The organism is Nitrincola iocasae (genome assembly GCF_008727795.1).
GTDB lineage: Bacteria > Pseudomonadota > Gammaproteobacteria > Pseudomonadales > Balneatricaceae > Nitrincola > Nitrincola iocasae.
Genome location: NZ_CP044222.1, coordinates 1,051,825 through 1,076,712 on the forward strand (window position 1 = coordinate 1,051,825; position 24,888 = coordinate 1,076,712).

Consider the following 24,888-nt stretch of genomic DNA (forward strand, 5'->3'; position numbering starts at 1 on the left):
GTTACACGCCATATCTAGCCCGATTTCTTTGGTTAGGCTACATGTTGATACACATGGCTACCAGGCGATTTCCAATCGTTCTCGTTTAAGTGAAGAGGACCTGTTTGCTGAAGTAGGAGCAATGCATAAGGGGATATTCGATTTCGTACCTCAGATGCCAAAGCTTAATCATCAGGCACAATTACATGTAGGGTGCTACACTTACAATCTGGATGATTCCAGTACCTCTTACAGGTTGAACAGGGTATATAGTAAAAACTCTCTTGATGTTGTAGCCGGGTTGCATCGCCAAATTCAGGATCAAATGCTCTAGAATCATAAGATCGCAAAAATTCACCTGGAACTTTACTTTTTGTCATAGTAGATGACACATTTGATGTAGAAACTACTCTATGATGTTTTGACTGTTTAGAAATATGCGGCGAGCAGATTAATTCACTAAACACTGTCTCGCCTTGTGACTTTCCCGGCAGCGATAGCCCGAACTCCAAATCATAGACTTCACACTCCCTGAATTCAGATAATAACCGCAACACTCATGTGATGGGCCAGGTCGGAGAGAGGCCAGCTACCGAAATGTGGTAGCCTTATTTTTCGACCAAAAAAAATGAGATCTACACATGAGTTATCGGCAGCTGACCGAGGGACAACGATACCAGATTTCTTTGCTGCTCTCACAGGATTTTTCGCAGCGAGAGATTGCAAGAAAGCTAAACATTGCACCTTCGACCGTCAATCGAGAGTTGCGACGTAACAAAAATGAAGCAGGTCACTATGACCCCGATAGAGCTCAACAGCGCTCATTATTTCGCCGTTTAAAGCCAAAAGCTAAGCGAATATGTGAGAACACAAGGAATGCCGTTGAGTTCATGCTCGAACTTGACTGGAGTCCTGAGCAGATATCGGCTATTTGCACCAGGATTGGTTACACCGTCAGTCACGAGTGGATCTATAACTATGTACTGGCTGATTTTAATGAGGGTGGCACCTTGTTCACCCACCTGAGACATCGGTTGAAACGTTATAAAAAGCGGCTTCACAAGCAGCGGGGCCGTATCCTGGGTAGGCGCTCAATACACGATAGGCCTGGGATTATTGATGATCGAGGCCGCTATGGAGACTGGGAAATAGACACGGTCATTGGCAAACAAGGAACGGGGGCTATCGTAACTATTTTGTAAGCGCCAAAGAATCAGCACCTACAATTTAGAATGTAACCGCTTCAAACTAACTCCATCAAATTCAATGTATGGAGTTCAAAATGACCAACCAAAAACGCCAAGACAACTGGCAGCAGATTATTACACAATGGCAGCAATCTGATCTTTCAGGTGCCGCTTTTTGTCGGCAGCAGTCCGTATCGTATCATCAGTTTTCCTATTGGCGGCAAAAGCTGACAGATGACCAGATCGGTGAGTCAATACAGCCAACAGGATTTACACGCGTCACTCAGGTCAAGGAATCCATTACCGCCAGTGAGCTTGTATTGACCTTGCCAGGTGGCTTTAGCATCACCGGACTGCAGGCCAACAACATCCATCTGCTAGGTGCTATTTTGAGGCAGTTGTGATGAAAGGTCGATACTTGCGTCCTTCCTATGCGTTGCCTGAGATATATTTGTATCGCGTACCGATCGACTTTCGCAAACAAGCCAATGGACTGGCACTGCTCGTGGAACACGAGCTGGGACACAGCCCTTTTAATGGGGCACTTTATGCGTTCACCAACAGGCAGCGTAATAAGATCAAGTGCCTGATGTGGGAAGATAACGGTTTTATCCTGTATTACAAAGCGTTGGCTGAAGAGAAATTCAAATGGCCAAGCCCGTCAGATGAGCTAATGTCCCTGACGGGTGAGCAGATCAACTGGCTGTTAGATGGCTATGATATTACCCTGCTGAAGGGCCATAAAACTCTGCATTATGAGGCCGTTGGATAGGTTTTTTACGTGCCATAACAAGCTGTTTTTGTTATACTTTACGCATGAAAAAACCACCTGAAAACCCCGTCAAAACCCCTGATTTTAGTGGCCTTTCGGCCACCGAATTACTGTCTGTGGTTGCCGGGCTTCAGCAGCAGTTGGTTGAAAAAGAAACTGAAATCCAGAAGCGCAATGACGTGCTCGAACAGCGTAACCAAACCGTCAAGCAACGCGATCAATATATTCAGCTGCTTGAAGAACTCCTGCGCTGGAAACGCATCCAGCAGTTCGCTGCCAGTAGCGAGAAGTCGGCTCATCAACACCACTTATTCGATGAGGCTGAGCTTGAAGCCGAGATCGATGCACGGCGTGACCAATTACCTGACGACATGGAAGAAGCCGATGCACCGCGTGAAAAACGTAAAGCGCGTCACCGGGGCTTCTCTGAACATCTACTGCGTGAACGTATCGAACTGACACTGACCGATGCAGAGAAAGCCGGTGCCAGCAAAGTGTTCTTTACCAAGGTAAAGGAAGAGCTACAGTTTATCCCAGCTCAACTGAAGGTACGTGAAATCTGGCAGGAAAAAGCCGTCTTCATTGAGCAGGGTGAAGAGCGTATTGTGGCCGCTCAACGCCCAGTACACCCCTTAGGTAAGTGTATTGCTACTACGTCATTGCTGGCCTACATCATCACTGCAAAATATGCGGATGGCTTACCCTTGTATCGGTTAGAGAACATCTTTAAGCGTCATGGGCACGAGATCAGCCGCACCAACATGGCTCATTGGGTGATCCGCTTAGAACAGGTGTTCAAACCACTGATCAATCTGATGCGCGAAGTACAAAACAGCAGCGACTACTTACAAGCGGATGAAACGCGGATACAAGTGCTGAAAGAAGACGGTAAAACAGCCCAATCGGATAAATGGATGTGGGTGACACGCGGAGGGCCACCGGACCATCCCTCGGTCTTGTTCGAATACGATCCCTCCCGTGCTGGCAGTGTACCCGTACGTCTATTGGATGACTTTAGCGGCATCTTACAGGCTGATGGCTATTCCGGTTATGGCCGTGTCTGTACTGAAAACAACATCACCCGCATTGGTTGCTGGGATCATGCCCGCCGCAAGTTCGTCGAGGCATCAAAAGCCGCCAAGCCCAAAGGTAAGGGCAAACAGGCTAAGCTCTCTAAGGCTGACATGGCACTGAGTTATATCAACAAGCTCTATGTCATCGAACGAGAGATTAAAGACCTGAGCGTGGCTGAGCGTTACCGCATTCGTCAGGAGTTGAGCCTGGCAAAGCTGAATGAGCTTAAGGCCTGGTTGGAAGCCAACGTCACACGCGTGCTAAAAGACTCCCTGACTCGCAAGGCGATGGAGTATACGCTTAACCAGTGGCCAACCCTTGTGGGTTACTGCGAACGTGGCGATCTACAGATCAGTAATGTCTTGGCTGAAAATGCCATCCGTCCCTTCGCTTTAGGCCGAAAAGCCTGGTTGTTTGCCGATACCCCTCAAGGGGCACGTGCCAGTGCAACCTGTTACTCATTGATAGAAACGGCTAAGGCGAATCAGCTCGAACCGGCTGCTTATATCCAGCATGTCCTGGAACATATCGCTGAAGCTGAGACAGTAGAAGCGTTAGAGCAACTGCTGCCATGGAATGTATCGATGGATAAAACTCCGAAAAAAGTGGCGCAATACGATTAGAGTCAAGGTGCGGATTTAGCGGCGCTTACACTATTTTAGAGCGAAAAAGCCGCTTTTATTTAGTTAGGAAAGTGACTAGTAAACGTGCCGATGCGGTGGCTGAAGCAACGATAGATATGCTACAGCCTTTCAAAGCTTTGGTTCACAGCATTACCGCCGACAACGGCTTAGAATTCGCTGACCATGAACGCATTGCTCGTGAACTGGAAACTGATGTTTACTTTGCAGACCCCTATGCGTCTTATCAGCGTGGCGCAAACGAAAATGCAAATGGGCTCTTGCGTCAATACATACCCAAGGGCACGGATTTGCGGACAGTAACCCAAGCCTTGATTGCAAAGGCTCAAGTAAGGCTGAACCTGCGTCCCAGGAAAATACTGGGTTTCATTCAACCAGACGTAATTTTTAAAGAGCAATTGCGACAGAATATAAGCGGGTGTTGCAGTTAATAGTTGAATTCAGGCTCTGTTATTTTTTGACTGATTCCCGACTTTGCTTTTGCAGAAAGTATCAAGTTATGATCTATATTAAGCTTCAACTCAATACGTTCAACAAATGGCTTCAATTCTGGGTCAACTGGTACGACCAAATTGTCATAGGTAACTCTGGAATCCATTGCAGCCATCTGTTGTGCATTTTCTGGACGACATAATTGAATTTTTGCTTTACCATCTCTAGGGTCAACGCAATAAAGTATTATTGACTCATCAGGAGTTCCCTGTCCAACAATAGGTAAAGGGGTACCTGCGCGAAAAATCTTGAGATATGAATTTCTTGCCTCACGTACTTCAATCGGTTTAGCTAAAGTAAGTCTCGCGTTATCGTGAGCAATCCATGCGCATCCTTCAGATATGATTCTATCGCCCCTATCAGAACAATTAAGTCTATCAATACTGAATTTTTCGATGAGTCTCTCTTTTATCCGCGGCATATTAATCATACCGCCAGTTGCTAAACACAGGCTAATCCGTCGCTGATCAATGTCAAGTTTTTTTAGTAGTTCATCTATTTTAGATAAGCCTCTGTTTATGAGGTGCTCACTAATTAAATCGAGATCTTCTCTAGCAAGTTCAATTTCAATATCAGGATCAGTGTCGTCATCAAATGCAAAAAAGTCTTCTACGTAAATATGTTCAATGCTACGTGTTGAAAGTCGTATTTTTGCTTTTTCACAAAAGTCTAAGAGTCTTGCTCTTGCACCAACCTGAACAGGTGGTGTGGTCTCTAAGCCACGTTCCTTGAGTTCGGCATTTAAGACATAATCTACGATAGCCTCGTCTACATAATCACCACCAACTTCGTTATCACCCTCGTTAGCAATCTGTGTTATGCGATTATCCAAGATATGGCATAAAGTTAAGTCTAATGTTCCACCACCCCAGTCATAAACAAGAACAAGTTTGTCATGGTACTTTTCTAAAGCATTTGTCATGTTTCCATCGACACGGAAGTGAGCATATAGTGCAGCTAGAGGCTCATGAACAAACTGGACAATGTTAATTCCAGCCTGCAAGAATGCATCTCGAAGTTCACTTCTTGCACGACCATCCATTGCAACAGGAATAGAAACGATCGCTTTTTCAAAATCGCAATGATCAACGACATCCTGTTCAGATGACTTTAAGGCTGATTCTTTTAGGTAGCGTATTACATCTCGCACAACTTCTGATGGCTGATATTCCTTACCTTCAATGTATTTAGAACCCTTACCAAGCAGCCTCTTTGGTGCTCTAATTATATCACCAACGTTGCTAACCCCAGCATTCTCTAATCGAGATTTTGCAGCTTTACCAACAACTGGAACACCACTGTCATACGTAATGATTGAAGGGTAGGGGGTGTTACTACCGTCTAAAAAATACCTCGCCTTTTCGGTTAAAATTACAGTGATTAAACTGTTAGTGGTACCGAAATCTATTCCTATTGTCTTAGCCATTGTATTTTTCCTTCAACTTGCTGCAATGTATCGTCCAATTTAATATCTACTACTCTAGTCTTTGGTGGTGTTCTTGAGTTTGCAGCTAAAGCACTTCGCAACAGCGGAGCCAACTCTTGTTCTAGAAAGCTTGATATATTCCCTTTGAGAGTGTCCAGCTCATCTCTTTGGTGTATTCCTTGGTGACTAGCTTTCTCTTTTGATAAGGTTAATTCATCCTCAAGGCTAACGATTTTGCTTGATAAGTCTTGAACTTGGTTCTTTGTGGTGTCAGCTTCTACCTTTAATTGTGATATTTCTTCGGTCAAAGCCTGAACTTTCAACCTCAAAGTCTCTACATGCGATCTAGAATGACTCAGATCATTTGCTAGCATAGACTGTTGTCGACTGAAGTAGTTGATAAAAAAAGCAAAGCCATCACGACTATTTGATATGGCCATTTTAGCTGCGAAACCAAGAGCTCTTCTCTCTACTGATTCAGATGCAACTGTGTCAACCCCAAATGTTTCCTTCGATAATTCTCTAAAAATCTGTTTTAAGTCAGCATATCCTCTATAAAACAGCCAAATTGAGGCAATGCACTTAATAATGTTTTTACGGGAATCCGTCAGAGGTTTTGGTTTTCCATTTTTGTCAATGCCGTCATTAATATTATCTATCTGATCCATCATGAAGCTGACACGGTTAGCAATATCGCATTTATCCATCCATGCTTGAAATACATATTTCGTTTGGACTTTGCTTAAATCACCTTCGTCACTAATTACATATTCAATATGCTTCATGACTGTATCGCGCAAAGATACCCCTCCTAGTCCTTCAAGCAAAAACTCGGCTAGGGAGATGAGTAGTTTATTGTCTTTGTCTCCATTTTTTGAAAGCTGTAGCAGTTGTTCGTGCTGATCGGGTGTTAGCCTAGATTCAAGATCAATTTTATTGAAAGCATTTTTGTAAGCTTTGTTAAAATTCTGACCCTGATAAAGATTAGCAATGTAATCGAACAATTCTGTTGGAGGCAATACAGAAGCGCTGGTAGAATTGATAGCAATAGCATCTGTTTTTATCGAATCGCCTTTTTCTTCATCCGGCTTAATTTCTCTTGGAACTGAATCATCAGTAACAATAGATGGAATTTCACTTTTGTCAGTCATTAAATAAACCTATTTTTTCTGCTGCTACTTCTTTAAAGGTTGAGGCATGTTTTACTTTTCGAAAGTATTCCATTGCTTTGTCATTTTCTGAAACATCTAGATAGTGGCACATCAATGCAAAGTTTACCTTATGTTGATCATCCAAACTGATACTTGATGTCTTAATCATGTTTTCTAATGACTTTACGCTAGATCTTCTATAGGACTCACCCTTAGTGCAAAACATCACTAAAGATTCAGTAATCGAATCGATTGGTAAAAGCGTTGCTTCAGAGCCTGAGTCAATATCAATTTCATGAAAGCTACCAGTAATCATAAACCTGGATACAGCTGATAGTTGTGGAAGGAAAGATATATCCATTGATCGATTAAATTGATTCCTGGAAAAAAGGATTGCAAATTTAATGCTTTTCGACAACTCAGTATCAATATGACTAAGAGCATCCAATGCTTCACCAAACTTGATATTGAACTCTTCAAATTTTAGACCACTCGTTCTGACTCGATCTTTTGCCATAACCCCAGAAACGTAACATCCCAGCCCGCCAGCATAAGCGTTAGCACATTTGACTTCATGTAGCTTTGTGTCAAATTGCCTAAGCTTAGTGCTCGATAATTCCTGGCCACTGAATACTTCTTGAAAACATCGTTCAACAGCATCTAATTCCTCATCGGATATTAAATCAAATATCAAACTAACTTCAACCTGATAGGATTGATACGAAAGCTTAACAACTCTCCTTCCCGATTGGTTTGCAACCAGAGCGTCTAGCATTTCACTTGGATCATCATATGCAACTTCGTCTAAAGATACCCACTCAGCATTCTCAAACGCTAAGTCTTTTCGATAAAGTTGTTGTTTTAGAGAGATAGTGTCACTGCCTACAGCTGAACCGTGTATCATAAGGTAAGGGCGTTTAAGTGGATGAGCCAAAATTTTGTGGTCTTGAAGTAACTGCAAAGATTCAAAAGTTAAGTCACAATGAGGGCAAATATATACCCTCGGTGGTGGCGTAACATTCTCAAAGTCTGAGTCGGGAATTTTGACGCTTCCAGCCGCATCCCCTTTATAAATGACTAAAAACCCCACTTTATCTTCAATCCTCTTGATGATAGTGACTTAAATCTGAATGATATCGTTATTACAAGTCACGTATAGTTACCTTACAGTATATCAACTTTACATATATTCAAATATAGACTAATTTAGATCCATGTCTAGCATTAGTTGAATTACAATGGTTACAGAAAAACACGAAGTGTTACTCCGAATGCGTGCTATAGAGCTATTAGCTCTTTGGGAAGGACGTATCATTACAAACAGGCTTGTAGACTGGTTCGGTGTAAGCAGACAACAGGCATCTTTAGATATCAAAAGGTATGTATCAGAGCGTAACCCAGGCTCCTTAGTCTACAGTCCTTCCGCTAAAGGTTATGTCCCGTCGCCCAATTTTCATCCTGTGATCTCTCACGGGCATGTGAGTGAGTATCTCAATCTGATTGCTGGAATACCAAAAGAACCAATAGCCATTACTCTAGAGGCTAATGATCATATTACAGCGATTCAATTACCCGATTGTTCAGTAATGCCTGAGGTGTTAAGGGAGGTCATTAAGGCGTGTAAAGCAAAATTTTCATTAGAGATTATCTACGCTTCTATGTCTAACCCAACACCTCATAATAGGTCTATCAGTCCTCATACGCTGATTTATACAGGATTTCGCTGGCACGTTCGTGCTTTTTGTCATACTCGACAAGAGTATCGTGACTTTATTCTATCAAGGATATTTGAACCAAAACTCAGCAAAGCTCAATATGTTGGCTCTAGCAATGACTATTTATGGAATGAATTTTTTACACTAATTCTTATTGCAAATCAGCATCTTAGTCTTGAACAAAAAAAGTTGATTGAGCAAGATTTCTGCATGTCGAATGGTAAACTAGAAGTACATGTTAGAAAAGCACTTGCGCATTACGTATTACAAAGGTTTCAAGTGGGTATTACAGATGTTGATGCGAGTGAAAAGTTGCGCTTTCCTGTCATGATTGCTAAAAAATGTAAGGTCCAACTTGAAAATCTGCTATTTGAATCAGAAGAGAAAGAAGAGTTGCCATCGCTAAATTTGGTAACCAGCCCTAAAAAAAGCAAGATGGATACATAAATGAATAAACAACTGCCCAGGTTCATAGCTGAACTTAAGCTTCTTGATGGTTATCTAGAGAATCTTCGATCATATTATGAAGAATTTGGAATTCTCAATATTAGATATATTCATATCAACTACTGAAGATAAGGTGTTCATTGAAAGGGAATGTTGGTGGAAAAAAGTTCTTAAAACAAGAGTTTTTGGATGCAATATAAACTAATTTTAAAGTAGGAGCGTATCTTATGTTTCCGCGAATAAACGAAGAGTTTACATCCATGAAATATCTCATACTTCATGGTATTGTTTCTTACTCATTTGTTTTTGAGCTCGATAAAAAAATAAATGGCATTAAGGATAGATATAAATCTCAAAAGCACCTTTTTAATAGTTCTGATATTCAGTTCTTAGAAAAATCTGAAGCTTTCCTTAATCTTGTTGAGCGATGTTTAGAATATAAATTGAAAAAATCAGATTATTATGGCTTAGAATTTATTGTCTCAGATTTAGAGAAAATTAGTAAGGAAATAGAAAAACTGAACGATTGGAATTTCAGACCAATTAGAAACGAAATTCAAGAAATAAGAAATTATTTTATTGATTTAGATAGGAGTGATTCTGAATGAATTTGATTAAGTCTATTTCTGTATTTTTTTTGTTGATTTCATCTATATATTCTGTATACGCAGAAGATAACAAAGCTTCAATAGAGTATTATAATAAATGTATTGAAGATCAAGGTGGAATTTCTAATGGTGCTATTGTCTCATGCACAAATGAAGTGATACGGCATTCAGATGAAATAATAATGGCTCTTGTTGACGAGATATCAATGGTTGATAATTATCCATATGAAAAGCCAAATCAGGCTATGATTGACTATGAGATAGAAATGAAAGAGATGTTTGAAAGTTCAATATATCCATATTTTGAATCTTCAGCAAACATATGTAAATATTTTTCTTTTCATGTTGGTGGACCAGCTGGCCCAATTTGTAATATGGACTTTAGACTTCAATTATTAGAAGCTTTGAAGAGATATAGATGAAAAATGCAAGTTTCTTGAGATTACTAATGTTCTAAATTTGCTAGTTAATTTAAACCTTTACCACCAAGCCACAAATCCCCCCTATTGTTCTTTCTTGGCTTGAACCTTTTAATGTATTCCCTGAATTCAACTATTAACTGCAACACCCGCTTATATTCTGTCGCAATTGCTCTTTAAAAATTACGTCTGGTTGAATGAAACCCAGTATTTTCCTGGGACGCAGGTTCAGCCTTACTTGAGCCTTTGCAATCAAGGCTTGGGTTACTGTCCGCAAATCCGTGCCCTTGGGTATGTATTGACGCAAGAGCCCATTTGCATTTTCGTTTGCGCCACGCTGATAAGACGCATAGGGGTCTGCAAAGTAAACATCAGTTTCCAGTTCACGAGCAATGCGTTCATGGTCAGCGAATTCTAAGCCGTTGTCGGCGGTAATGCTGTGAACCAAAGCTTTGAAAGGCTGTAGCATATCTATCGTTGCTTCAGCCACCGCATCGGCACGTTTACTAGTCACTTTCCTAACTAAATAAAAGCGGCTTTTTCGCTCTAAAATAGTTACGATAGCCCCCGTTCCTTGTTTGCCAATGACCGTGTCTATTTCCCAGTCTCCATAGCGGCCTCGATCATCAATAATCCCAGGCCTATCGTGTATTGAGCGCCTACCCAGGATACGGCCCCGCTGCTTGTGAAGCCGCTTTTTATAACGTTTCAACCGATGTCTCAGGTGGGTGAACAAGGTGCCACCCTCATTAAAATCAGCCAGTACATAGTTATAGATCCACTCGTGACTGACGGTGTAACCAATCCTGGTGCAAATAGCCGATATCTGCTCAGGACTCCAGTCAAGTTCGAGCATGAACTCAACGGCATTCCTTGTGTTCTCACATATTCGCTTAGCTTTTGGCTTTAAACGGCGAAATAATGAGCGCTGTTGAGCTCTATCGGGGTCATAGTGACCTGCTTCATTTTTGTTACGTCGCAACTCTCGATTGACGGTCGAAGGTGCAATGTTTAGCTTTCTTGCAATCTCTCGCTGCGAAAAATCCTGTGAGAGCAGCAAAGAAATCTGGTATCGTTGTCCCTCGGTCAGCTGCCGATAACTCATGTGTAGATCTCATTTTTTTTGGTCGAAAAATAAGGCTACCACATTTCGGTAGCTGGCCTCTCTCCGACCTGGCCCATCACATGAGTGTTGCGGTTATTATCTGAATTCAGGTTCTTCTTTACTAATGCCCAATGCTTGTGCCTTTTCTTCTACATCTCTATGCCACGCTCTGTAAAATTCTTTTCTTTTTTCAGAGATTTGTGCAGAAATTAATTTGTTATCATTATTCTGTTTTTTAGCCTTTTTTTTATTGCTATTGTTCATAAGATTAGATTACCTGTGTCAGTAAATACTGAAGCTACTCCAAAGATTTCGTAGCTGCTTAAGACTGTTCCTTCAATAATCAGTTCTGGCTTTGTTCAAGAGCATCATGAAGAGTATGGTTACGTTCAAGAAGTTCAGATTGCAATCCCCCCATTTTAAGCAGCAGTTATTCGTAGAAAGTTAAGCCGCTTGCAATAGTTGTTTGGGAGGAACGCCTCCGATAGCCTAAAGTCACACAGAATTCTGAACGCCCTCTACATCATTTCAATTGCAGTTTTTTATTTCGCCTGCACAAACAGCAATCTATTCATTGAACAGTCACAACTTAACCAGTACTCATCTGCTTGTTTTTTAATGCGAGTTTTAGTGTTACCACATTCAGGACATGCTGTTTTCATCGATGTATTGGTGTCACAACTACCACATTGAACATAGTAACCAAACTTGCCATATTTAGCGGTTAGGTTTTCTGTCTCGTCACAGTTTTTGCATGCGATACCGATCACTGATGTGCCCAGCACCTCGTCACTTTTTTGAGTGTTTGATGGGCTGACAATTTCAACTGGTTGGCTAATGGTGTTAGTTTTATCATCGAAAGATATTTTTGGTTCTTCGATTTTTAATTCTTCGATATTTGGTTTTGATTGACATGTATCAAGCAAAAATTGCCCGATATTGTTTAGCTCATTTTGACTGAAGTAGGGTTTAGTTGAGAAGGCTGAGCCTAGTTTTGAGTACCCGCCAATTTTTTTGACTTCGTCCGAAATGCTCTCGCTTTTGATAACTTGCTTGCTTATATCGCTTGGCATTTCTTCTCTATGTAAAATGCAATTATTCGATACAGTACATAAGACAGCCCACTCTCGATACCTGACTTGTGTTTGAATGCCGAGTAGTTTGCCTAAAAATAATTCAACGTTATCGATGAGTAGCTGGCGTAATAAGTCCTTTTGTAATCCTGCTTGGATGATAGGCGATGGCATACCTGACCATTGTCCTTTGTAACTCCGTGACCATTCACCACGTGTGTTAACTTTCACTTCACCATAGATGCTTTTAGACTCAATGATAATAAAACCTGCGCGATGTACGATGAGGTGATCAATTTGCGCAACTTCGTCGTTGAAGGTGAAGCGAAAGTCATTCAAAACCAGTATGTTTTCATCATCCTTAAATGCGCGTCGTAGGTAAAAAGCCACATCCTTTTCTTGTTTATCACCGGCTGCCAAACGTGGATCTTTAGTGTCTAAAAAATCCTTTTGCTTCAGAATCGTCATTACCGCTCCATGATATGAAATAATGCAGTTATATCAGTAGTCTAAGCTTTAACGACCGATTTTCCAACCACAACATTCAACCACTGCTCATCCCTATCTGGCCGTTTGTCCTCTGTAATCCATTGCTTAAGCACTGTCAGATTAGGGCGTTGCGCCATTAAAGCCGCAAAGCGTGCCTCATTCATATCCGTAAAAACACGTCCAGCTTTTTCCCGTTCGCCATCCCCATATTTAAACGACATATACCAAACACCGTCAGGTCTCAACGCTGCTTCAAACTGTCTGATTACCAACGGCAGTTGTTTTTCAGACAGGTGGAGGAGGGAAGCACAGGCCCATATGCCGTCATACACTTCAATGTCAGTGACGGACTCTAGGGTTTGATGTTTAACGTTCAATCCGGTGTAGGATGAGGCAAGTTTGACCATTTCTATTGAGGCGTCCATGGCTTCAACCCGAAAGCCTAACTCCATAAACGCTTTAGCATCGCGACCTGAACCACATCCGGCGTCTAAGATGCATCCATTCGGTTTTACTTGCGTGATAAATGGCTGATAGAGTTCACTCATATCTACCTGAATGGTATCGTTAAAAAACTGTTGAGCGTTTTGGTTGTAAAAATCTAGCGTCATCGTTAAGTTCTTTTGTTCTGAAATGGATTGAGTTTACAGTAACTTCGTTAACACCTATTCCCAGATCCGATGGGTGAACGGACATGACCACACACGGATGGATCGCTTTGAAACAGACTGTCGAAAATTACCCCGAATTTCAGCCTCAATTATTAGAAACACTGACTCAAAGACTTGAGAGCCACGGGTTTGAGTTTCAATACTGTCTATTAAGAGGTGTGTTGTTCTATCAGTGTGAGTCTGACATTGCGTTAATCATCGATCATCTCATCTGCCATCGTGAGCATCCCTATTCTTACACTGAGTACACCAAAGAGCAAAACAGCCTGATGCATCAGTATGCCCAGGTCTATCGAATTAGTGTTGATGATGAGCGCGAATTAGAAGAACAGTGGCGTCTGCTGCAGCGTTATCTCGAACGTGATTTCAGCGAAGATGAAATTCGCAGTGGCGGTAACCGAACTTTATCTGAGATTGATCCAACGTTACCTGAGTCTTTTTTTGAACAAGCCTTTATCGATTGCTATGGTCGTGAAGCGCTAGACCGTGTGTCGCGTGAATTGCCAATGATCGATATCAAAGGTCAAACGCGCTGGGTGGATTATTACCTGCACCGTCAAGATGGGGGTGATATCGCCATTGAGAAAAACGGTGAAACCTATCACCACCCTATTATTACCGGTAAAGCGCAGTACCAACGTCAATTGGTTAAACAGAATTCATTGGTTGCCTATGGCGCGAAAGTGTTTCGGTGGTCGATGGAGGGGATGCGTTTTGTTGATAATTTTCATGAAGAACTGAAGCGCTTTTTCGGTCCGGCCGAGTATTTCCAGCTAGCGCAAAAGGTATCGGTTTCCCGTAACTTTGCGTTGCTAACGCATCAAGTGAATCAGATCGATGCGCTGAAGCAGGCGAGAGGATCAGGCAACAATGCGTTCTTAGTGGTCTTGCCAACAGGTACCGGTAAAACTGAAGTGTTGATCGCTGATTTTGCTGAACAGTATAAAGCGGGTTTGGCTAAAAAGTGCTTGGTGATGGTGTCTTCTAAACAGTTAAAGCTGGATCATATTCAGAAGTTTACCCTTCGGCTCTGTGATCATGCTATTCAGGGTTTGAGTGTGGGGGAAAGAGTAGATTGCGATATTGTCGTTCAGACCTATTCAATGCTGAGTCGTCATTTTCATGCATTGCCATCACACCTGTTTGACTACCTTGCGGTCGATGAGGCACACCATGCAACCGCGCCGACGGTTAAGAAAGTGATTCAGCACTTCTGCCCGAAAACGTTGATCGGTTTAACGGCAACGGATAAACGCTTGGATGCTCGAAAACTTGAAGATATTTTTGGCAGTTATGATACTGACTTAAGCCTGGTCGATGCGATTAAAGAAGGTTTATTGTCGCCCATTAAAGCTTTTCGTTTGCACAGTAATCTGGACTTCAGTGACATTCGATTTAATGGTAAAGACTACCTCTCAACCGATCTACAAAAGCATGTCATTGTGCCATCACGCGATCAGTTGGTGGTGGATACCTTACTAAAATACTTTGTCGATACTGAGCTTAATCGCAAGCAGGGCATTATCTTTTGTGTTTCGGTGAAGCATGCTGAAAGCCTCGCAAAGCTGATGAAGCTGCATAAAATTTCAGCTGTGGCCGTCAGTGGTAAAGACAATAAATCAACCGCCTATATTCAAGACTACCAAGACGGAAAAATTCAATTCCTGACCACTTGTTCATTATTGAATGAGGGCTGGGACTCACCGCACACTTCCGTAATTGTGATGGCAAGACCAACGATGTCAAAGGTGCTTTACACCCAGCAGCTTGGACGTGGCACTCGAAAGTGTGCAGGCAAAGAAGCCTTGTATGTAATTGATGTAGTGGATAACTACGGTGCCAGTTCGGGTGTGAACAAAATGCCTTGGTCGATTCATGCATTACTTGGAGTACCTGAATACAGACCCTGGGAGTCGGTTCTAGACACGGACAAGCCAGCGCTAACATCAGAAGAGGTGATACTTGCGGGTCTATATGAACAGGAACGGTTGTTGGAAAAAATTAATATCTTTACCTTTGAAAGTGAATATCCCGATCATATCAGCGATGAACAGTTAGCACGTGAGTTGTTTGTCTCTACCGGAACTGTGAACAGTTGGGTAAAGAAGGGTAGAATTACTCCGGCAGTCAGCATTCCTCTCGGACGCCGAGTCTTAAATTACTATGCTGCTGATCAAGTTGAGCAGATACGAGCAGTGTTAGATCTTAAAAAACACGATGAAACAACGATCTATGAAGATTTTTGGGAGTTCGTTAGGGAAGGGAATTACACCTTTTCCTATAAAATCGTGATGATGTTGTCATTTTTGGAAGTGATGGATCACAACGGTGAGTGTCATTTGGATACGTTGGTTGAAAAGTATACAGGCTTCTACCGGGACAGACTGGAGCAAGGGTTGCCCGTCGATAGACCTAAGTGCCCATATCAAGACAAAGACTTTCTGGCCAATTCAACCCTGATAAAAACCAGCTTACTACAAAACCCTTTCGAGAAATTTGAGCGCAAACGCTTTATGTATCACTGCAAAGATCTTAATCACATTGCCTTCTCAACTGTGCTGTGGAGCAAGATTGGTCATGGTGAAGAGGTTAAGGTGTTGAAAGAGCATTATCGGGTCGAGTTGGAGCGGTATTATGAGCAGATATAAGTACCAGGTAGATGAGTTTTTATTCTGCCCTGAGTCTTCTTTTTAGGATTGTGATACATAGCTTTATGAGCCAGTCAAAAATACTCAATTATCTTAGGGAACCAGCGATTAAGCCGGAGCTTTTACTCTGCTGACGGCACTCATTCTCAATCGAGTGCTTTTTAAGCAGATTTTTGCCGTTATTGGCCGATATAAAGCCATTGATGGCTAAACTTTATCGTTTTCCCGTGCCAATCCTGAATTTAGGCGGATTTAGGCTGCCAGCGCAACATTTGGTCTACTCGAACGATGTTAGCCAATGCAAATAGCATCGCCAGTTGATTGTCATTTTTCTGTAATCCTTTGTACTTGGCTTTCACAAATCCAAACTGACATTTGATGATGCGGAACGGATGCTCCACTTTGGCACGGATACTGGCTTTTAGGTATTCAATTTTGATGGCGACTTTGTTTTTACGCGGATGTTTTTTCAATGCTCTGACTTTGCCAGGACGTTGAGCTATCAGCCACTCCACGCCTGTCTCTTTAAGCTCTTCCCGTTTCTCAGCACCTTGATAACCTGCATCACCCGACACAAATTCCTCTTCACCATGCAGCAGGTTATTGAGTTGATTCAGGTCGTGTTCGTTCGCAGGGGTTGTTACCAACGAGTGGGTTAAACCACTCTTGGCGTCTACGCCTATATGAGCCTTCATGCCGAAGTGCCAGTCGTTGCCCTTCTTTGTCTGGTGCATATCCGGGTCGCGCTGATTGCTTTTATTCTTGGTGGAGCTCGGCGCTTCGATGATCGTGGCATCAACCAGTGTGCCTTGCCGCATCATGACACCGCAGTCAGATAACCAGCGATTCACGGCTTTGAGTATCTTGCGGGCCAGTTTGTGTTTTTCCAGTAAATGCCGAAAGTTCATGATGGTGGTCCGATCAGGAATAGCCCCATCCAGTGATAAATGAGCAAACAACCGCATGGACGCAATCTCATAGAGTGCATCTTCCATGGCCTCATCACTGAGACTGTACCACTGCTGCATGCAATGAATACGCAGCATGCTTTCAAGTGGATAGGGACGGCGTCCATTGCCAGCTTTGGGATAGTGCGGCTCGATGACATCTAACAGCTGTGGCCAAGGCAATAAAGCATCCATCCGAGACAGGAAAATCTCTTTACGAGTCTGGCGGCGTTTACTGGAAAATTCACTATCGGCAAAGGTGAGTTGATGGCTCATGGAATGAATGTCTTTGTTGATGGCTATTGGCTCAGATTATCTCACATCAGGGACTTGATCGCAGGTTCCTTAGTGGTTACAGCCTGCAGGTTCAGCAGCAGGCGATGGCATTGTTAGATAACAACAAATCTGGCGTTTGGTTACAGAAAAAATATCCGCAAGTGCATGATTTGGTGTCAGATAGGGCTTTGTACGACTATGCCCAAGGCATCAAGAATAGGTATATGCGCAGCTCAACACCGATCAGCAAGGTGGTTTATGATGATAAAATTCATATCATTAATAATGCGTTAGGCCTTCATACCTATGTATCTCGGGTGCAGGGCGCTAAGTTGAAGTCGAAAAACGAGATTCGTGTTTCTTCGTTATTTCGTAAAGTGCCGGAGCCATTTTTACGGATGATTCTGGTCCATGAGCTCGCACACCAGCGTGAAAAAGAGCATGACAAAGCGTTTTACAAGCTCTGTTGTTATATGGAGCCTGAGTATCATCAACTTGAGTTTGATCTTCGCTTGTACCTGTGTCACCGAGATCGTTTTGGTGATTTATGGGTAAGGTCAACATATTAATCAAACCCATTTTGAGCTGTAGTCTAAGGAATGAAGATTTTACTCTGACCTCTATCACCTCAGTTTTGGCATCACCACATTCAGAGCAAGCTATATTCAACGCGGCATTGGTCTAAGTTATCTTCCTCCACCACCAGCGGGCCAAATGACCCATTGAACACTTGTTGCAGGGAAAATAAATCCTTTGATGAGTATGATCATATCGCTAAGTCTATTGAAGCCCGGCTTTCAAGAGGATGTTGCTTTGAAGAAGCTCTGATAGCAGAAATATCTGAATGGTTTTTTGAAGGAAAAAACTTCGATTCCGGCATGCTTGGTAGCACTATTCAACTATACAACCAAATGAAATGATCAAGCTATGGATGTATATTTGTTTTAAGCAACAGTAAATGTCGTACCAGTAGATATCATGGACTCAATTGAGGACATCATTGAGGATAAACCATGAAAAGCGTTGCCGTTATCGGATCAAGAACATTTGCCGATTATGATCTGTTAGAAGAGACCTTAGTGAATTATCAGATTAGCAAACTTATAGGGTGGTGCAAAGGGTGCCGGCTCTCTGGCTGAGCGGTATGTGCAACTAACCACGACATTGAGCTAGTTGTTTTTAAACCCGATTGGAAAAAATATGGTCGTTACTTGTGAGGTTAGGTATGTACGACATACTGGGTGATATACATGGCTATGCAGATGAGCTTGAATTGTTGCTAGCTAAAATGGGTTACCAGCGGATTAACACAGTTTGGCAACATCCAACACGCGTCTTGATCTCTGTTGGCGATTTAATCGATCGAGGTCCACAGCAAAAAAGAACGGTCGATATCATGCGATCCATGCAAGAGTACCGCTCTGCCATCGTCATTCAGGGTAATCACGAATTTAACGCGATTTCTTATGCAACCTATGATGCAAACGAAAAGCCACTTAGAGCACACACACCCAAAAACAAAAAGCAGCACCAACAGTTTCTGAACGAGATGGAGAATCATCAAGACTGGTATAAAGACACTATTCACTGGTTTACATCGTTACCGTTGCTGTTAGATTTACCTGAATTTCGTGTGGTGCATGCTTGCTGGCATTCAGATTCAATTCATGGGCTCAAGACCTACACCGACGAACACTTTAGGCTTCTGCCAAGTGCTTGGGTTCATGCCAATGATCCTGATCACCCGTTATACCATGCCATCGAAGTGTTAATGAAAGGATGGGAGCTCAAACTTCCTGAAAACTATAGCTTTACCGATAAGGATGGGCATGTTCGGGATAGCATTCGTACGCAGTGGTGGTTGGATCAGAACAGCACTTACCGAAGAATTGCCCTCGGAGTGCCTAATACAGACAGCCTCCCAGATTGCACTATCTCATCCGATGAAATGCCGGGTTATGATAATCAGAAACCACTTTTTATTGGACATTATTGGTTGAAGGCTTCCCCGTATCCGACGATTGTCTCCAAACACGTCGTCTGTGTTGATTGGTCCGTTGCCGATAAAGGTGCTCTCGCTGCCTATCAGTTCGATGACGGTGACCTTAAGCCTGAAAATTTTGTGACGGTCAGTGTGCGGCCTCATGATCATTTCAGTCTTGAGCAGTTGTCTGAAGCCTTTTATTTGGCAGACCCAATGAATACCTGTTGTGTCGAAAATGATTGCACAGATGAGTATGAGTATCTTGCTGCACAGGTTAGAGCTTCGCTTGATGACCAAACTGCACTGTATGACGCTGTTGAACAAGCGTTAATAGATTCCTTTGATGATCTTGTGGAGTCGCGTCACGTAGCAAAGGTCCTTATCAAATTAGGCGAACTCATCCATTGAGTTCGCTCACGCAAAATGAGTCATCAATTTGTGGTGTTTTTAGCGTTTGTATCTTTGAGTATGGCATCACTAAGGTTCGGTACTCAATGACGCACCTGTGAAGCTAATGGAAGAGTTTTGTGTAATCTGTTAGCGTTTTTACAATATTCCCATGTGTTCTTCAGTTCATGGCTGCTGTTTAAAAATAATATTTGCTCTACCACCCTGAGTGAGGAGACTTGGTAGCCCAGTCGCTCCATGTAACATTCTTTAGTGTGGTTAAAATCTGGATGCTTGGTAAGCTCGTGGCAGAGGTCTAGGTAGCGATAGTACAGTTGGGGATCTTTGAGCATGCTGTATCTGTATCGCTTTCCCAATAAAAATTTCATCACCCGGCTATCCCAAATGGCATACACATCAGGGTTAACGAAGTGAAGTAGTTTCGATGTGCCGACAAGTGAGTTGTTGATAACACCTTTTAGAAAGTAAAGGCTTTCCATAGATAAAGGTTCAAAACACCTGGCGCGACAAAGTATGTCAGCGGCTTGTTTGGCTTTCTCATCAAACAGGTTTTTATTCGATTGGTCGTTATTCATAGATTTATACCGCAGAATCGTTGGCATCCAAGAATAGGTGAAGCTAGAACCAATAATAAAATCATGCTCAGTAATCACAGCTCTATCTGAAAAATAGCGCACAAAGTAGGGATAGGACCAGTCGTAATCCTTTTGTGTATCCACTGAATTCAATACACCCGCTTGGTCCATGATTTCGTTTAATAAAGCATTCATTCCACTATTACCCTCTGAATTCCAGCATCTGAATAATCCGTTTTGAAAATACCTAATCCAAACACATCTGTTATGGCCCGCCGAGATTGCAATTTTCCAAGTGCTGCCAAATGCTCAGGCGTCTTGATGAAAAAATGCGCCAGGATCTTTCTGACCTGTGGCGCTTCTGGCATATGAGATTCAGTGTGCCAGTCAGTCAAAAGAAATACAGCCTGTTTTAGCGTGCCAGCACTGGCATCACCCCTTAAAAATTCATGGTATACCAGTTGTTCCATCCGTGACATCTGCTTAATCGGCAAGGGCGCATGCTGTCTTCATATGTAATGTTGTAATTCTCTTTCACACATTGGCTCAGGGCAGGGTGTGTGCATTAAATGATCTGGGCACTCGGGTTCGTCATGAAAGATATTGACTTGAAATTGATCAGTAAGACCTACCTTTGTGTAAAGGTAGGCGGCACCAATGAGATGATTAGACGCATGTATTGCTATGGAGATCAGTGTTCTTTTTGGACCTCCATCCAGCAAAGACAGTGCTGATTCATCATTGCTTTCAACGTAATTAAACAGTTTTTTAAGTTGAATGAGGTCTGACAGGCAGTCCTGAATATGAAAGGCTAAATCATCTATGGTTGATGATTCGTCGTCACTGCTCAAACTCGCCACTAAAATGTCTTTAACTCTGCGCATAGGGTGATTCGACTAAAATATTTTATTGCTGTGTATTGTAAAGATGTATTGCGACAATATTTGTCGTATGTTCGCGTAAACTCATACATATATGGAACACAACTAGATTCCAGTACATAGGGTAAGCGTCATGCTGGATACACAATCTATTGAGAGGGCAGCAGCCTATCTGAGGTCGGCGAAACGATTAGTCATTCTGGCGGGTGCTGGTATGAGTGCTGACAGTGGATTACTCACCTTCCGAGATGCCACTGGGTACTGGAAAAGTGATGACCGTAATCAATTTTCCTTGGCCAGCTACTCTCTGTTCGAAAAAGAACCACGGGCATCCTGGAAGTTTTACGCTAAACGTATTCGACAATATCGTCTAACAAAGCCTCATCCTGGTTATGAAATTTTGCACAAGTGGTGCACACGTGTCGGCAGTCACCGTTCATTTGTATTGACGTCAAACACAGATGGTCATTTTTTGAAGTCAGGTTTCAATCCGGATCAAGTGTATGAATGCCATGGATCGCTTGAGTCTATGTATTGCAGTGATAAACATTGCGATACCCGTAAAATTGGATTAATGAGCATTACCGATGATCAGTTAAACTTGATAGAAGATGGCATTCTACCGAAGTGTGGCTGTGGGCAAGTGTTGCGACCGCATGTGCTGATGTTTGGTGATCGTAGCTTTCTTCATCACGCTGATGAAAAGGCCTATTTGAATTGGCAAAGTTTTGAGAAGCACTTAGCGTCTAGCCGTGACTTTCTTGTGCTAGAGATTGGTGTGGGTTCAACCGTCACGACACTAGAAGATAAAACTTGGGCATTGGCAAAACAGGCCTTAGCTGTGCTGCAGATCAATATCTGCAAGGCTGCACCTAATGATTCACCCTGTCCATGGCTTAACCTCGATGGCACAGCGTTAACGGTATTAGAATCAGTACATGAAGAGATGAATAAATACGCAGATGATCAGTAAGTATTGTTGGCGAACTAAGCGGATTGAAAAAATGCTTGATGATCATGAGTGGAATCAAGTGTGGTCATTATCCCAGGCCAATATGGAAAATTATGCGGTGCTATCAACTCAAGGTGTTGATAAATCCAGTGCTGCGATACAGTTACATTGCTGGGTCGTCAATGAGTACAACTCAATCACAAGTTCTGCATTACTTCACAAAGACTGGTACTTAGTTCACTATTTTCGTGCCGATGACTATGGACCCGAATGCGTTATGTGCTCGTTACCGTTACGCTCTTCTTCGGCTAAGTTATGTGTTGAGTGTGGAACGGCACGAATCGAAAAGGGATGAATTCATACAAGGTTAGACCTACCTGCAAAGAGTTTATATCATTGAATATCGGCCATTCTTTACAAAATGATCTCTGCGACAAAATTTAACGCACCCATTCCCTATACTCCCAATAAATCCAGCAGTGAAGGGAGTCAGCCATGTCATCTTTGTTACAGTACGTACCTAGCCCAATTTTGATGGTTCAGCCTCCCCAACCCTTATTTGGTCAAGGGTGGATAAGGACGGGTGAAGTTAAAAATTCTGGCCATCACAAGCCTGAGCGTGTTAACGCCGAAATTGATGCCATTTTGGGATCGCTCTATCAGGCTTTGGGTCATAGAGAAAAAAAGAAGAGGCATTCAGAAGTGCCTGTCTATTTCAATCCAGCCTTTTCAAACACGGATTTTTCGCTGGAGTGCCTCACAAAGGAACTAAAACGTAGTCGAAGAGGGCGTGTTTGTTTGTTCGGTCCGCCAGGAACCGGTAAGACATCATTTGCTACCTACTTGTCCGATCAATTGAACATGCCGCTTGTGGCACACAAAGCATCTAATTTGTTAGATATGTTTTTAGGTAGCACCGAAAAATCACTAGCGCATGCCTTTGACGAAGCCACTGAAAAATCAGCAGTACTATTGATCAGTGCAGCAGATATTTTCTTGTCATCGAGTGCTCAAGTACGTCATAGACTGAATGTCACGAAAGTGCATGAGTTGCTGCGTCAGATGGAACAGTATGATGGCATTCTTTTGATTTCTACTGGCTTAATGACACATCCGGATATGGCAGCGATGCGGCGGTTTGATTTCAAAATCCGGTTCAATTATCTGGATTTTGAGCAGACGTGGATGTTGTTTAATAATCTGATAGGACGTTCTCATGAGTCAGCTTTAAAGGCTTATCCAGTCGACAATATTCACAGTGAACTGCAAAAACTACGACTACTTACCCCCGGTGACTTTGCAGCAGTTGAGCGACATCATCGTGCTATGGGCGATACCCTTACACCACAATCATTGCTGAATGGATTGCAGCAAGAGCACGAAATTAAAACACTGCAACCAGGGGGCAGCCTTGCCTTATCTGGGGGAAATTAGATTATGGAGCATCTGGTTGCAGTGTATGGATCGTTAAAGCAGGGCCACTTTAATCATGACCTACTGAAAGGCTCGGAGTTTGTCGGAGAAGATAGGTTGTTTGAATTTACCCTCTATGACCTGGGGTTGTTTCCAGCCATAAAGCGTGGTGGCTCTGAAAGTGTGCTTGTTGAAATCTATCGTGTATCAACGGAACAGCTACATCGCCTGGATAAGTTGGAAGGCTACAACCAAGGTGAGCCTCACAAGAGCCTATATCTGCGTATCGAGGTTGAATCAAGCTTTGGCTCTGTGTGGGTGTATGAATAAAGCCGACAGGTAGAGCTTAACAGTGTCATCGCGACAGGTAATTGGTGCCCAGAATGAGCGACACCAATTCAACATCAGATCGTTGAGGACAGTCACGTACATCCAATTAAATAAGTTGGCTGATATATGACTTAAGTCTGTTTCAATCGCAAGAGCCTTTGGATATGATGAAATTATAGGAATCAAGGACCTGCTTCAGGATGAGTAACCAGCACAATACATTATTTAGGTATTTAACGCTTTTGCAGTTAATTCCTAGATTGCCAGGATACAGAGCGACCCCCACCCTTCAGGCACTTCTTGAGGAGCGTGGTTTCCAGGTTGAACTTCGAAGTGTTCAGCGTGATTTGGAAAAAATGTCCAATCACTTCCCACTTATCTGTGATAAAGCATGTAAGCCCTACCGCTGGGCATTCGATCCAGCGTTTAAAAGTAATCTACCAGCTTTGGATACACCAACAGCGCTCACGCTGGTGCTTGCTGAGGAGTATTTGAAAGGCTTGCTTCCCCAAACGGCAGTTGTGCAGTTAAGTAATCAGTTTAGCGCTGCACGTAAATACCTAGACCAACTCAAAGAGAGTGGCTTCAGTGACTGGACTCGTCACGTTAAAGCCATCCCTAATGGCAAAGCGCTGATTCCAGCACCCATTGATCAGAAAATTTGGTCTGAGGTAACGGATGCCTTGCTGCGCAGTATTGCACTTGATGTTATCTATCTTAGCCGAGCCAAAGGTGAAGAAAAATCCTTCACACTGCATCCATTAGGGCTAGTTGCTCGCCACAGTGTAACCTATCTTCTTGCAACAGCAGATGAGTACGAAGATATTCGGCATTTTGCATTACACCGAATCAAGCAGAGTAAAGAAAGCCGTGCAGTCTATCGTGCACGACCTGACTTTAATGTAGATGACTATCTGCAACAGGGTGTATTTGGATACCGCATAGATAGCCAAGACATAGAGCTAGTCGCTAAGGTGAGGCCTGAGATTGCCTGGTTATTATCTGAAACTCCCGTAAGCGAACAACAAAATTTATCTGAACCCAACGAAGAAGGGTGGACGACGTTGACTGCAGTTGTGCCGAATGACTTGCAGACTCAGTGGTGGGTAATGGGCTTTGGAGCTGATTTTGAAGTGATAGAGCCATTGGCATGGCGTGAACGAATTAAAGACTTAGCTGATGAATTAAAAAAGCTATATGGATGAAAATCTGTTAAGGAAATAGA

24 protein-coding genes and 2 pseudogenes are annotated in these 24,888 nt (G+C 42.6%); 15 read left to right on the plus strand and 11 right to left on the minus strand.

Annotated features, from left to right (window positions below; all coding sequences use genetic code 11):
* Positions 1-620: 620 nt before the first annotated feature.
* The 5 genes and pseudogenes from F5I99_RS04930 to F5I99_RS04950 form a co-directional block, all read left to right on the plus strand.
* A pseudogene (locus tag F5I99_RS04930) lies at positions 621-1,178 on the plus strand (IS30 family transposase); the annotation flags it as partial.
* A gap of 83 nt (positions 1,179-1,261) precedes the next feature.
* Complete coding sequence (gene tnpA / locus F5I99_RS04935; protein WP_151053923.1) at positions 1,262-1,570, plus strand: IS66 family insertion sequence element accessory protein TnpA; 309 nt, start codon at positions 1,262-1,264, stop codon at positions 1,568-1,570.
* On the plus strand, positions 1,570-1,938 hold the full coding sequence (tnpB, locus tag F5I99_RS04940; protein WP_151053924.1) for an IS66 family insertion sequence element accessory protein TnpB: 369 nt from the start codon (positions 1,570-1,572) through the stop codon (positions 1,936-1,938). Before tnpA ends, tnpB begins: the two co-directional genes overlap by 1 nt.
* Positions 1,939-1,982: 44 nt before the next feature.
* Positions 1,983-3,635, plus strand: a complete 1,653-nt coding sequence (tnpC, locus tag F5I99_RS04945; RefSeq protein ID WP_151053925.1) for an IS66 family transposase — start codon at positions 1,983-1,985, stop codon at positions 3,633-3,635.
* A gap of 26 nt (positions 3,636-3,661) precedes the next feature.
* A pseudogene (locus F5I99_RS04950) lies at positions 3,662-4,084 on the plus strand (IS30 family transposase); the annotation flags it as partial.
* Here the strand turns inward: F5I99_RS04950 and F5I99_RS04955 are convergent.
* From F5I99_RS04955 to F5I99_RS04965, 3 genes are read right to left on the minus strand one after another with little or no spacing between them, the layout of a single operon-like run.
* On the minus strand, positions 4,081-5,571 hold the full coding sequence (locus F5I99_RS04955) for an Hsp70 family protein (protein WP_151053926.1): 1,491 nt from the start codon (positions 5,569-5,571) through the stop codon (positions 4,081-4,083). The pseudogene F5I99_RS04950 and the gene F5I99_RS04955 sit on opposite strands and share 4 nt — an antisense overlap.
* The gene (locus F5I99_RS04960; protein WP_151053927.1) at positions 5,556-6,722 is read right to left on the minus strand and encodes a hypothetical protein; all 1,167 of its coding nucleotides are present in this window, start codon (positions 6,720-6,722) and stop codon (positions 5,556-5,558) included. The genes F5I99_RS04955 and F5I99_RS04960 overlap by 16 nt, the downstream gene beginning before the upstream one ends.
* Positions 6,715-7,812 carry a hypothetical protein gene (locus F5I99_RS04965; RefSeq protein ID WP_151053928.1) on the minus strand — a complete coding sequence of 366 codons (1,098 nt, stop codon included), beginning with the start codon at positions 7,810-7,812 and terminating at the stop codon, positions 6,715-6,717. The genes F5I99_RS04960 and F5I99_RS04965 overlap by 8 nt, the downstream gene beginning before the upstream one ends.
* Before the next feature lie 148 nt (positions 7,813-7,960).
* Between F5I99_RS04965 and F5I99_RS04970 the strand changes: the two genes are divergently transcribed.
* The 3 genes from F5I99_RS04970 (at position 7,961) to F5I99_RS04980 (ending at position 9,914) form a co-directional block, all read left to right on the plus strand.
* A complete protein-coding gene (locus F5I99_RS04970) occupies positions 7,961-8,884 on the plus strand; it encodes a helix-turn-helix transcriptional regulator (protein ID WP_151053929.1) in 924 nt (307 codons plus the stop codon).
* A gap of 260 nt (positions 8,885-9,144) precedes the next feature.
* The gene (locus F5I99_RS04975; protein WP_151053930.1) at positions 9,145-9,492 is read left to right on the plus strand and encodes a hypothetical protein; all 348 of its coding nucleotides are present in this window, start codon (positions 9,145-9,147) and stop codon (positions 9,490-9,492) included.
* A complete protein-coding gene (locus F5I99_RS04980) occupies positions 9,489-9,914 on the plus strand; it encodes a hypothetical protein (protein ID WP_151053931.1) in 426 nt (141 codons plus the stop codon). The genes F5I99_RS04975 and F5I99_RS04980 overlap by 4 nt, the downstream gene beginning before the upstream one ends.
* Before the next feature lie 133 nt (positions 9,915-10,047).
* Here the strand turns inward: F5I99_RS04980 and F5I99_RS04985 are convergent, their stop codons facing one another.
* The 4 genes from F5I99_RS04985 to F5I99_RS04995 all read right to left on the minus strand — a co-directional run bounded on the left by F5I99_RS04985 (position 10,048) and on the right by F5I99_RS04995 (position 13,189).
* The gene (locus F5I99_RS04985) at positions 10,048-11,016 is read right to left on the minus strand and encodes an IS30 family transposase (RefSeq protein WP_151053932.1); all 969 of its coding nucleotides are present in this window, start codon (positions 11,014-11,016) and stop codon (positions 10,048-10,050) included.
* A 96-nt stretch (positions 11,017-11,112) separates the two neighbouring features.
* The gene (locus F5I99_RS19420) at positions 11,113-11,280 is read right to left on the minus strand and encodes a hypothetical protein (RefSeq protein ID WP_191905952.1); all 168 of its coding nucleotides are present in this window, start codon (positions 11,278-11,280) and stop codon (positions 11,113-11,115) included.
* A gap of 278 nt (positions 11,281-11,558) precedes the next feature.
* Positions 11,559-12,557 (minus strand): nuclease-related domain-containing protein, encoded by a 999-nt coding sequence (locus tag F5I99_RS04990; RefSeq protein WP_151053933.1) that lies wholly within the window; start codon positions 12,555-12,557, stop codon positions 11,559-11,561.
* Positions 12,558-12,598: 41 nt separating this feature from the next.
* Complete coding sequence (locus F5I99_RS04995; protein WP_151053934.1) at positions 12,599-13,189, minus strand: class I SAM-dependent methyltransferase; 591 nt, start codon at positions 13,187-13,189, stop codon at positions 12,599-12,601.
* Between the two features lie 83 nt (positions 13,190-13,272).
* On the opposite strand from F5I99_RS04995, the gene F5I99_RS05000 reads away from it, so the two are divergent.
* A complete protein-coding gene (locus F5I99_RS05000) occupies positions 13,273-15,897 on the plus strand; it encodes a DEAD/DEAH box helicase (protein ID WP_151053935.1) in 2,625 nt (874 codons plus the stop codon).
* Between the two features lie 242 nt (positions 15,898-16,139).
* Here the strand turns inward: F5I99_RS05000 and F5I99_RS05005 are convergent, their stop codons facing one another.
* Positions 16,140-17,120, minus strand: a complete 981-nt coding sequence (locus F5I99_RS05005) for an IS5 family transposase (protein WP_151053406.1) — start codon at positions 17,118-17,120, stop codon at positions 16,140-16,142.
* 104 nt (positions 17,121-17,224) lie between these two features.
* Between F5I99_RS05005 and F5I99_RS05010 the strand changes: the two genes are divergently transcribed.
* Both F5I99_RS05010 and F5I99_RS05015 read left to right on the plus strand, forming a co-directional pair.
* A complete protein-coding gene (locus F5I99_RS05010) occupies positions 17,225-17,689 on the plus strand; it encodes a YgjP-like metallopeptidase domain-containing protein (RefSeq protein WP_151053936.1) in 465 nt (154 codons plus the stop codon).
* A 656-nt stretch (positions 17,690-18,345) separates the two neighbouring features.
* Positions 18,346-19,512, plus strand: a complete 1,167-nt coding sequence (locus F5I99_RS05015) for a metallophosphoesterase (protein ID WP_151053937.1) — start codon at positions 18,346-18,348, stop codon at positions 19,510-19,512.
* Between the two features lie 83 nt (positions 19,513-19,595).
* Here F5I99_RS05015 and F5I99_RS05020 read toward each other — a convergent pair whose 3' ends face one another.
* The 3 genes from F5I99_RS05020 to F5I99_RS05030 are packed head-to-tail and all read right to left on the minus strand — an operon-like array spanning position 19,596 to position 20,971.
* On the minus strand, positions 19,596-20,282 hold the full coding sequence (locus tag F5I99_RS05020) for a hypothetical protein (protein WP_151053938.1): 687 nt from the start codon (positions 20,280-20,282) through the stop codon (positions 19,596-19,598).
* Positions 20,279-20,557: a hypothetical protein gene (locus F5I99_RS05025; protein ID WP_151053939.1), complete on the minus strand. Its 279-nt coding sequence runs from the start codon at positions 20,555-20,557 to the stop codon at positions 20,279-20,281. Before F5I99_RS05025 ends, F5I99_RS05020 begins: the two co-directional genes overlap by 4 nt.
* A 39-nt stretch (positions 20,558-20,596) precedes the next feature.
* Positions 20,597-20,971 carry a hypothetical protein gene (locus F5I99_RS05030; protein ID WP_151053940.1) on the minus strand — a complete coding sequence of 125 codons (375 nt, stop codon included), beginning with the start codon at positions 20,969-20,971 and terminating at the stop codon, positions 20,597-20,599.
* Positions 20,972-21,101: 130 nt separating this feature from the next.
* On the opposite strand from F5I99_RS05030, the gene F5I99_RS05035 reads away from it, so the two are divergent.
* The 4 genes from F5I99_RS05035 (at position 21,102) to F5I99_RS05050 (ending at position 24,868) form a co-directional block, all read left to right on the plus strand.
* Positions 21,102-21,941, plus strand: a complete 840-nt coding sequence (locus F5I99_RS05035) for an SIR2 family NAD-dependent protein deacylase (protein ID WP_151053941.1) — start codon at positions 21,102-21,104, stop codon at positions 21,939-21,941.
* 474 nt (positions 21,942-22,415) lie between these two features.
* Positions 22,416-23,354, plus strand: a complete 939-nt coding sequence (locus F5I99_RS05040) for an ATP-binding protein (RefSeq protein ID WP_151053942.1) — start codon at positions 22,416-22,418, stop codon at positions 23,352-23,354.
* A gap of 3 nt (positions 23,355-23,357) precedes the next feature.
* A complete protein-coding gene (locus F5I99_RS05045) occupies positions 23,358-23,663 on the plus strand; it encodes a gamma-glutamylcyclotransferase family protein (RefSeq protein WP_151053943.1) in 306 nt (101 codons plus the stop codon).
* 200 nt (positions 23,664-23,863) lie between these two features.
* The gene (locus F5I99_RS05050; protein WP_151053944.1) at positions 23,864-24,868 is read left to right on the plus strand and encodes a helix-turn-helix transcriptional regulator; all 1,005 of its coding nucleotides are present in this window, start codon (positions 23,864-23,866) and stop codon (positions 24,866-24,868) included.
* The last annotated feature ends 20 nt before the right edge of the window (positions 24,869-24,888 follow it).

What these genes read in the sequence shown, in the direction of transcription:
- F5I99_RS05020 (WP_151053938.1), bottom strand. Translation starts at nt 20,282, where the DNA reads ATGAATGCTTTATTAAACGAAATCATGGACCAAGCGGGTGTATTGAAT.
- F5I99_RS05035 (WP_151053941.1), top strand. Translation starts at nt 21,102, where the DNA reads ATGCTGGATACACAATCTATTGAGAGGGCAGCAGCCTATCTGAGGTCG.
- tnpA (WP_151053923.1), top strand. Translation starts at nt 1,262, where the DNA reads ATGACCAACCAAAAACGCCAAGACAACTGGCAGCAGATTATTACACAA.
- F5I99_RS05040 (WP_151053942.1), top strand. Translation starts at nt 22,416, where the DNA reads ATGTCATCTTTGTTACAGTACGTACCTAGCCCAATTTTGATGGTTCAG.
- F5I99_RS05005 (WP_151053406.1), bottom strand. Translation starts at nt 17,120, where the DNA reads ATGAGCCATCAACTCACCTTTGCCGATAGTGAATTTTCCAGTAAACGC.
- F5I99_RS04995 (WP_151053934.1), bottom strand. Translation starts at nt 13,189, where the DNA reads ATGACGCTAGATTTTTACAACCAAAACGCTCAACAGTTTTTTAACGAT.
- tnpC (WP_151053925.1), top strand. Translation starts at nt 1,983, where the DNA reads ATGAAAAAACCACCTGAAAACCCCGTCAAAACCCCTGATTTTAGTGGC.
- F5I99_RS04985 (WP_151053932.1), bottom strand. Translation starts at nt 11,016, where the DNA reads ATGAGTTATCGGCAGCTGACCGAGGGACAACGATACCAGATTTCTTTG.
- F5I99_RS04970 (WP_151053929.1), top strand. Translation starts at nt 7,961, where the DNA reads ATGGTTACAGAAAAACACGAAGTGTTACTCCGAATGCGTGCTATAGAG.
- tnpB (WP_151053924.1), top strand. Translation starts at nt 1,570, where the DNA reads ATGAAAGGTCGATACTTGCGTCCTTCCTATGCGTTGCCTGAGATATAT.
- F5I99_RS05000 (WP_151053935.1), top strand. Translation starts at nt 13,273, where the DNA reads ATGACCACACACGGATGGATCGCTTTGAAACAGACTGTCGAAAATTAC.
- F5I99_RS05025 (WP_151053939.1), bottom strand. Translation starts at nt 20,557, where the DNA reads ATGGAACAACTGGTATACCATGAATTTTTAAGGGGTGATGCCAGTGCT.
- F5I99_RS05050 (WP_151053944.1), top strand. Translation starts at nt 23,864, where the DNA reads ATGAGTAACCAGCACAATACATTATTTAGGTATTTAACGCTTTTGCAG.
- F5I99_RS04990 (WP_151053933.1), bottom strand. Translation starts at nt 12,557, where the DNA reads ATGACGATTCTGAAGCAAAAGGATTTTTTAGACACTAAAGATCCACGT.
- F5I99_RS04955 (WP_151053926.1), bottom strand. Translation starts at nt 5,571, where the DNA reads ATGGCTAAGACAATAGGAATAGATTTCGGTACCACTAACAGTTTAATC.
- F5I99_RS19420 (WP_191905952.1), bottom strand. Translation starts at nt 11,280, where the DNA reads ATGAACAATAGCAATAAAAAAAAGGCTAAAAAACAGAATAATGATAAC.
- F5I99_RS04980 (WP_151053931.1), top strand. Translation starts at nt 9,489, where the DNA reads ATGAATTTGATTAAGTCTATTTCTGTATTTTTTTTGTTGATTTCATCT.
- F5I99_RS05015 (WP_151053937.1), top strand. Translation starts at nt 18,346, where the DNA reads ATGTACGACATACTGGGTGATATACATGGCTATGCAGATGAGCTTGAA.
- F5I99_RS04975 (WP_151053930.1), top strand. Translation starts at nt 9,145, where the DNA reads ATGAAATATCTCATACTTCATGGTATTGTTTCTTACTCATTTGTTTTT.
- F5I99_RS04960 (WP_151053927.1), bottom strand. Translation starts at nt 6,722, where the DNA reads ATGACTGACAAAAGTGAAATTCCATCTATTGTTACTGATGATTCAGTT.
- F5I99_RS05010 (WP_151053936.1), top strand. Translation starts at nt 17,225, where the DNA reads ATGGCATTGTTAGATAACAACAAATCTGGCGTTTGGTTACAGAAAAAA.
- F5I99_RS05030 (WP_151053940.1), bottom strand. Translation starts at nt 20,971, where the DNA reads ATGCGCAGAGTTAAAGACATTTTAGTGGCGAGTTTGAGCAGTGACGAC.
- F5I99_RS05045 (WP_151053943.1), top strand. Translation starts at nt 23,358, where the DNA reads ATGGAGCATCTGGTTGCAGTGTATGGATCGTTAAAGCAGGGCCACTTT.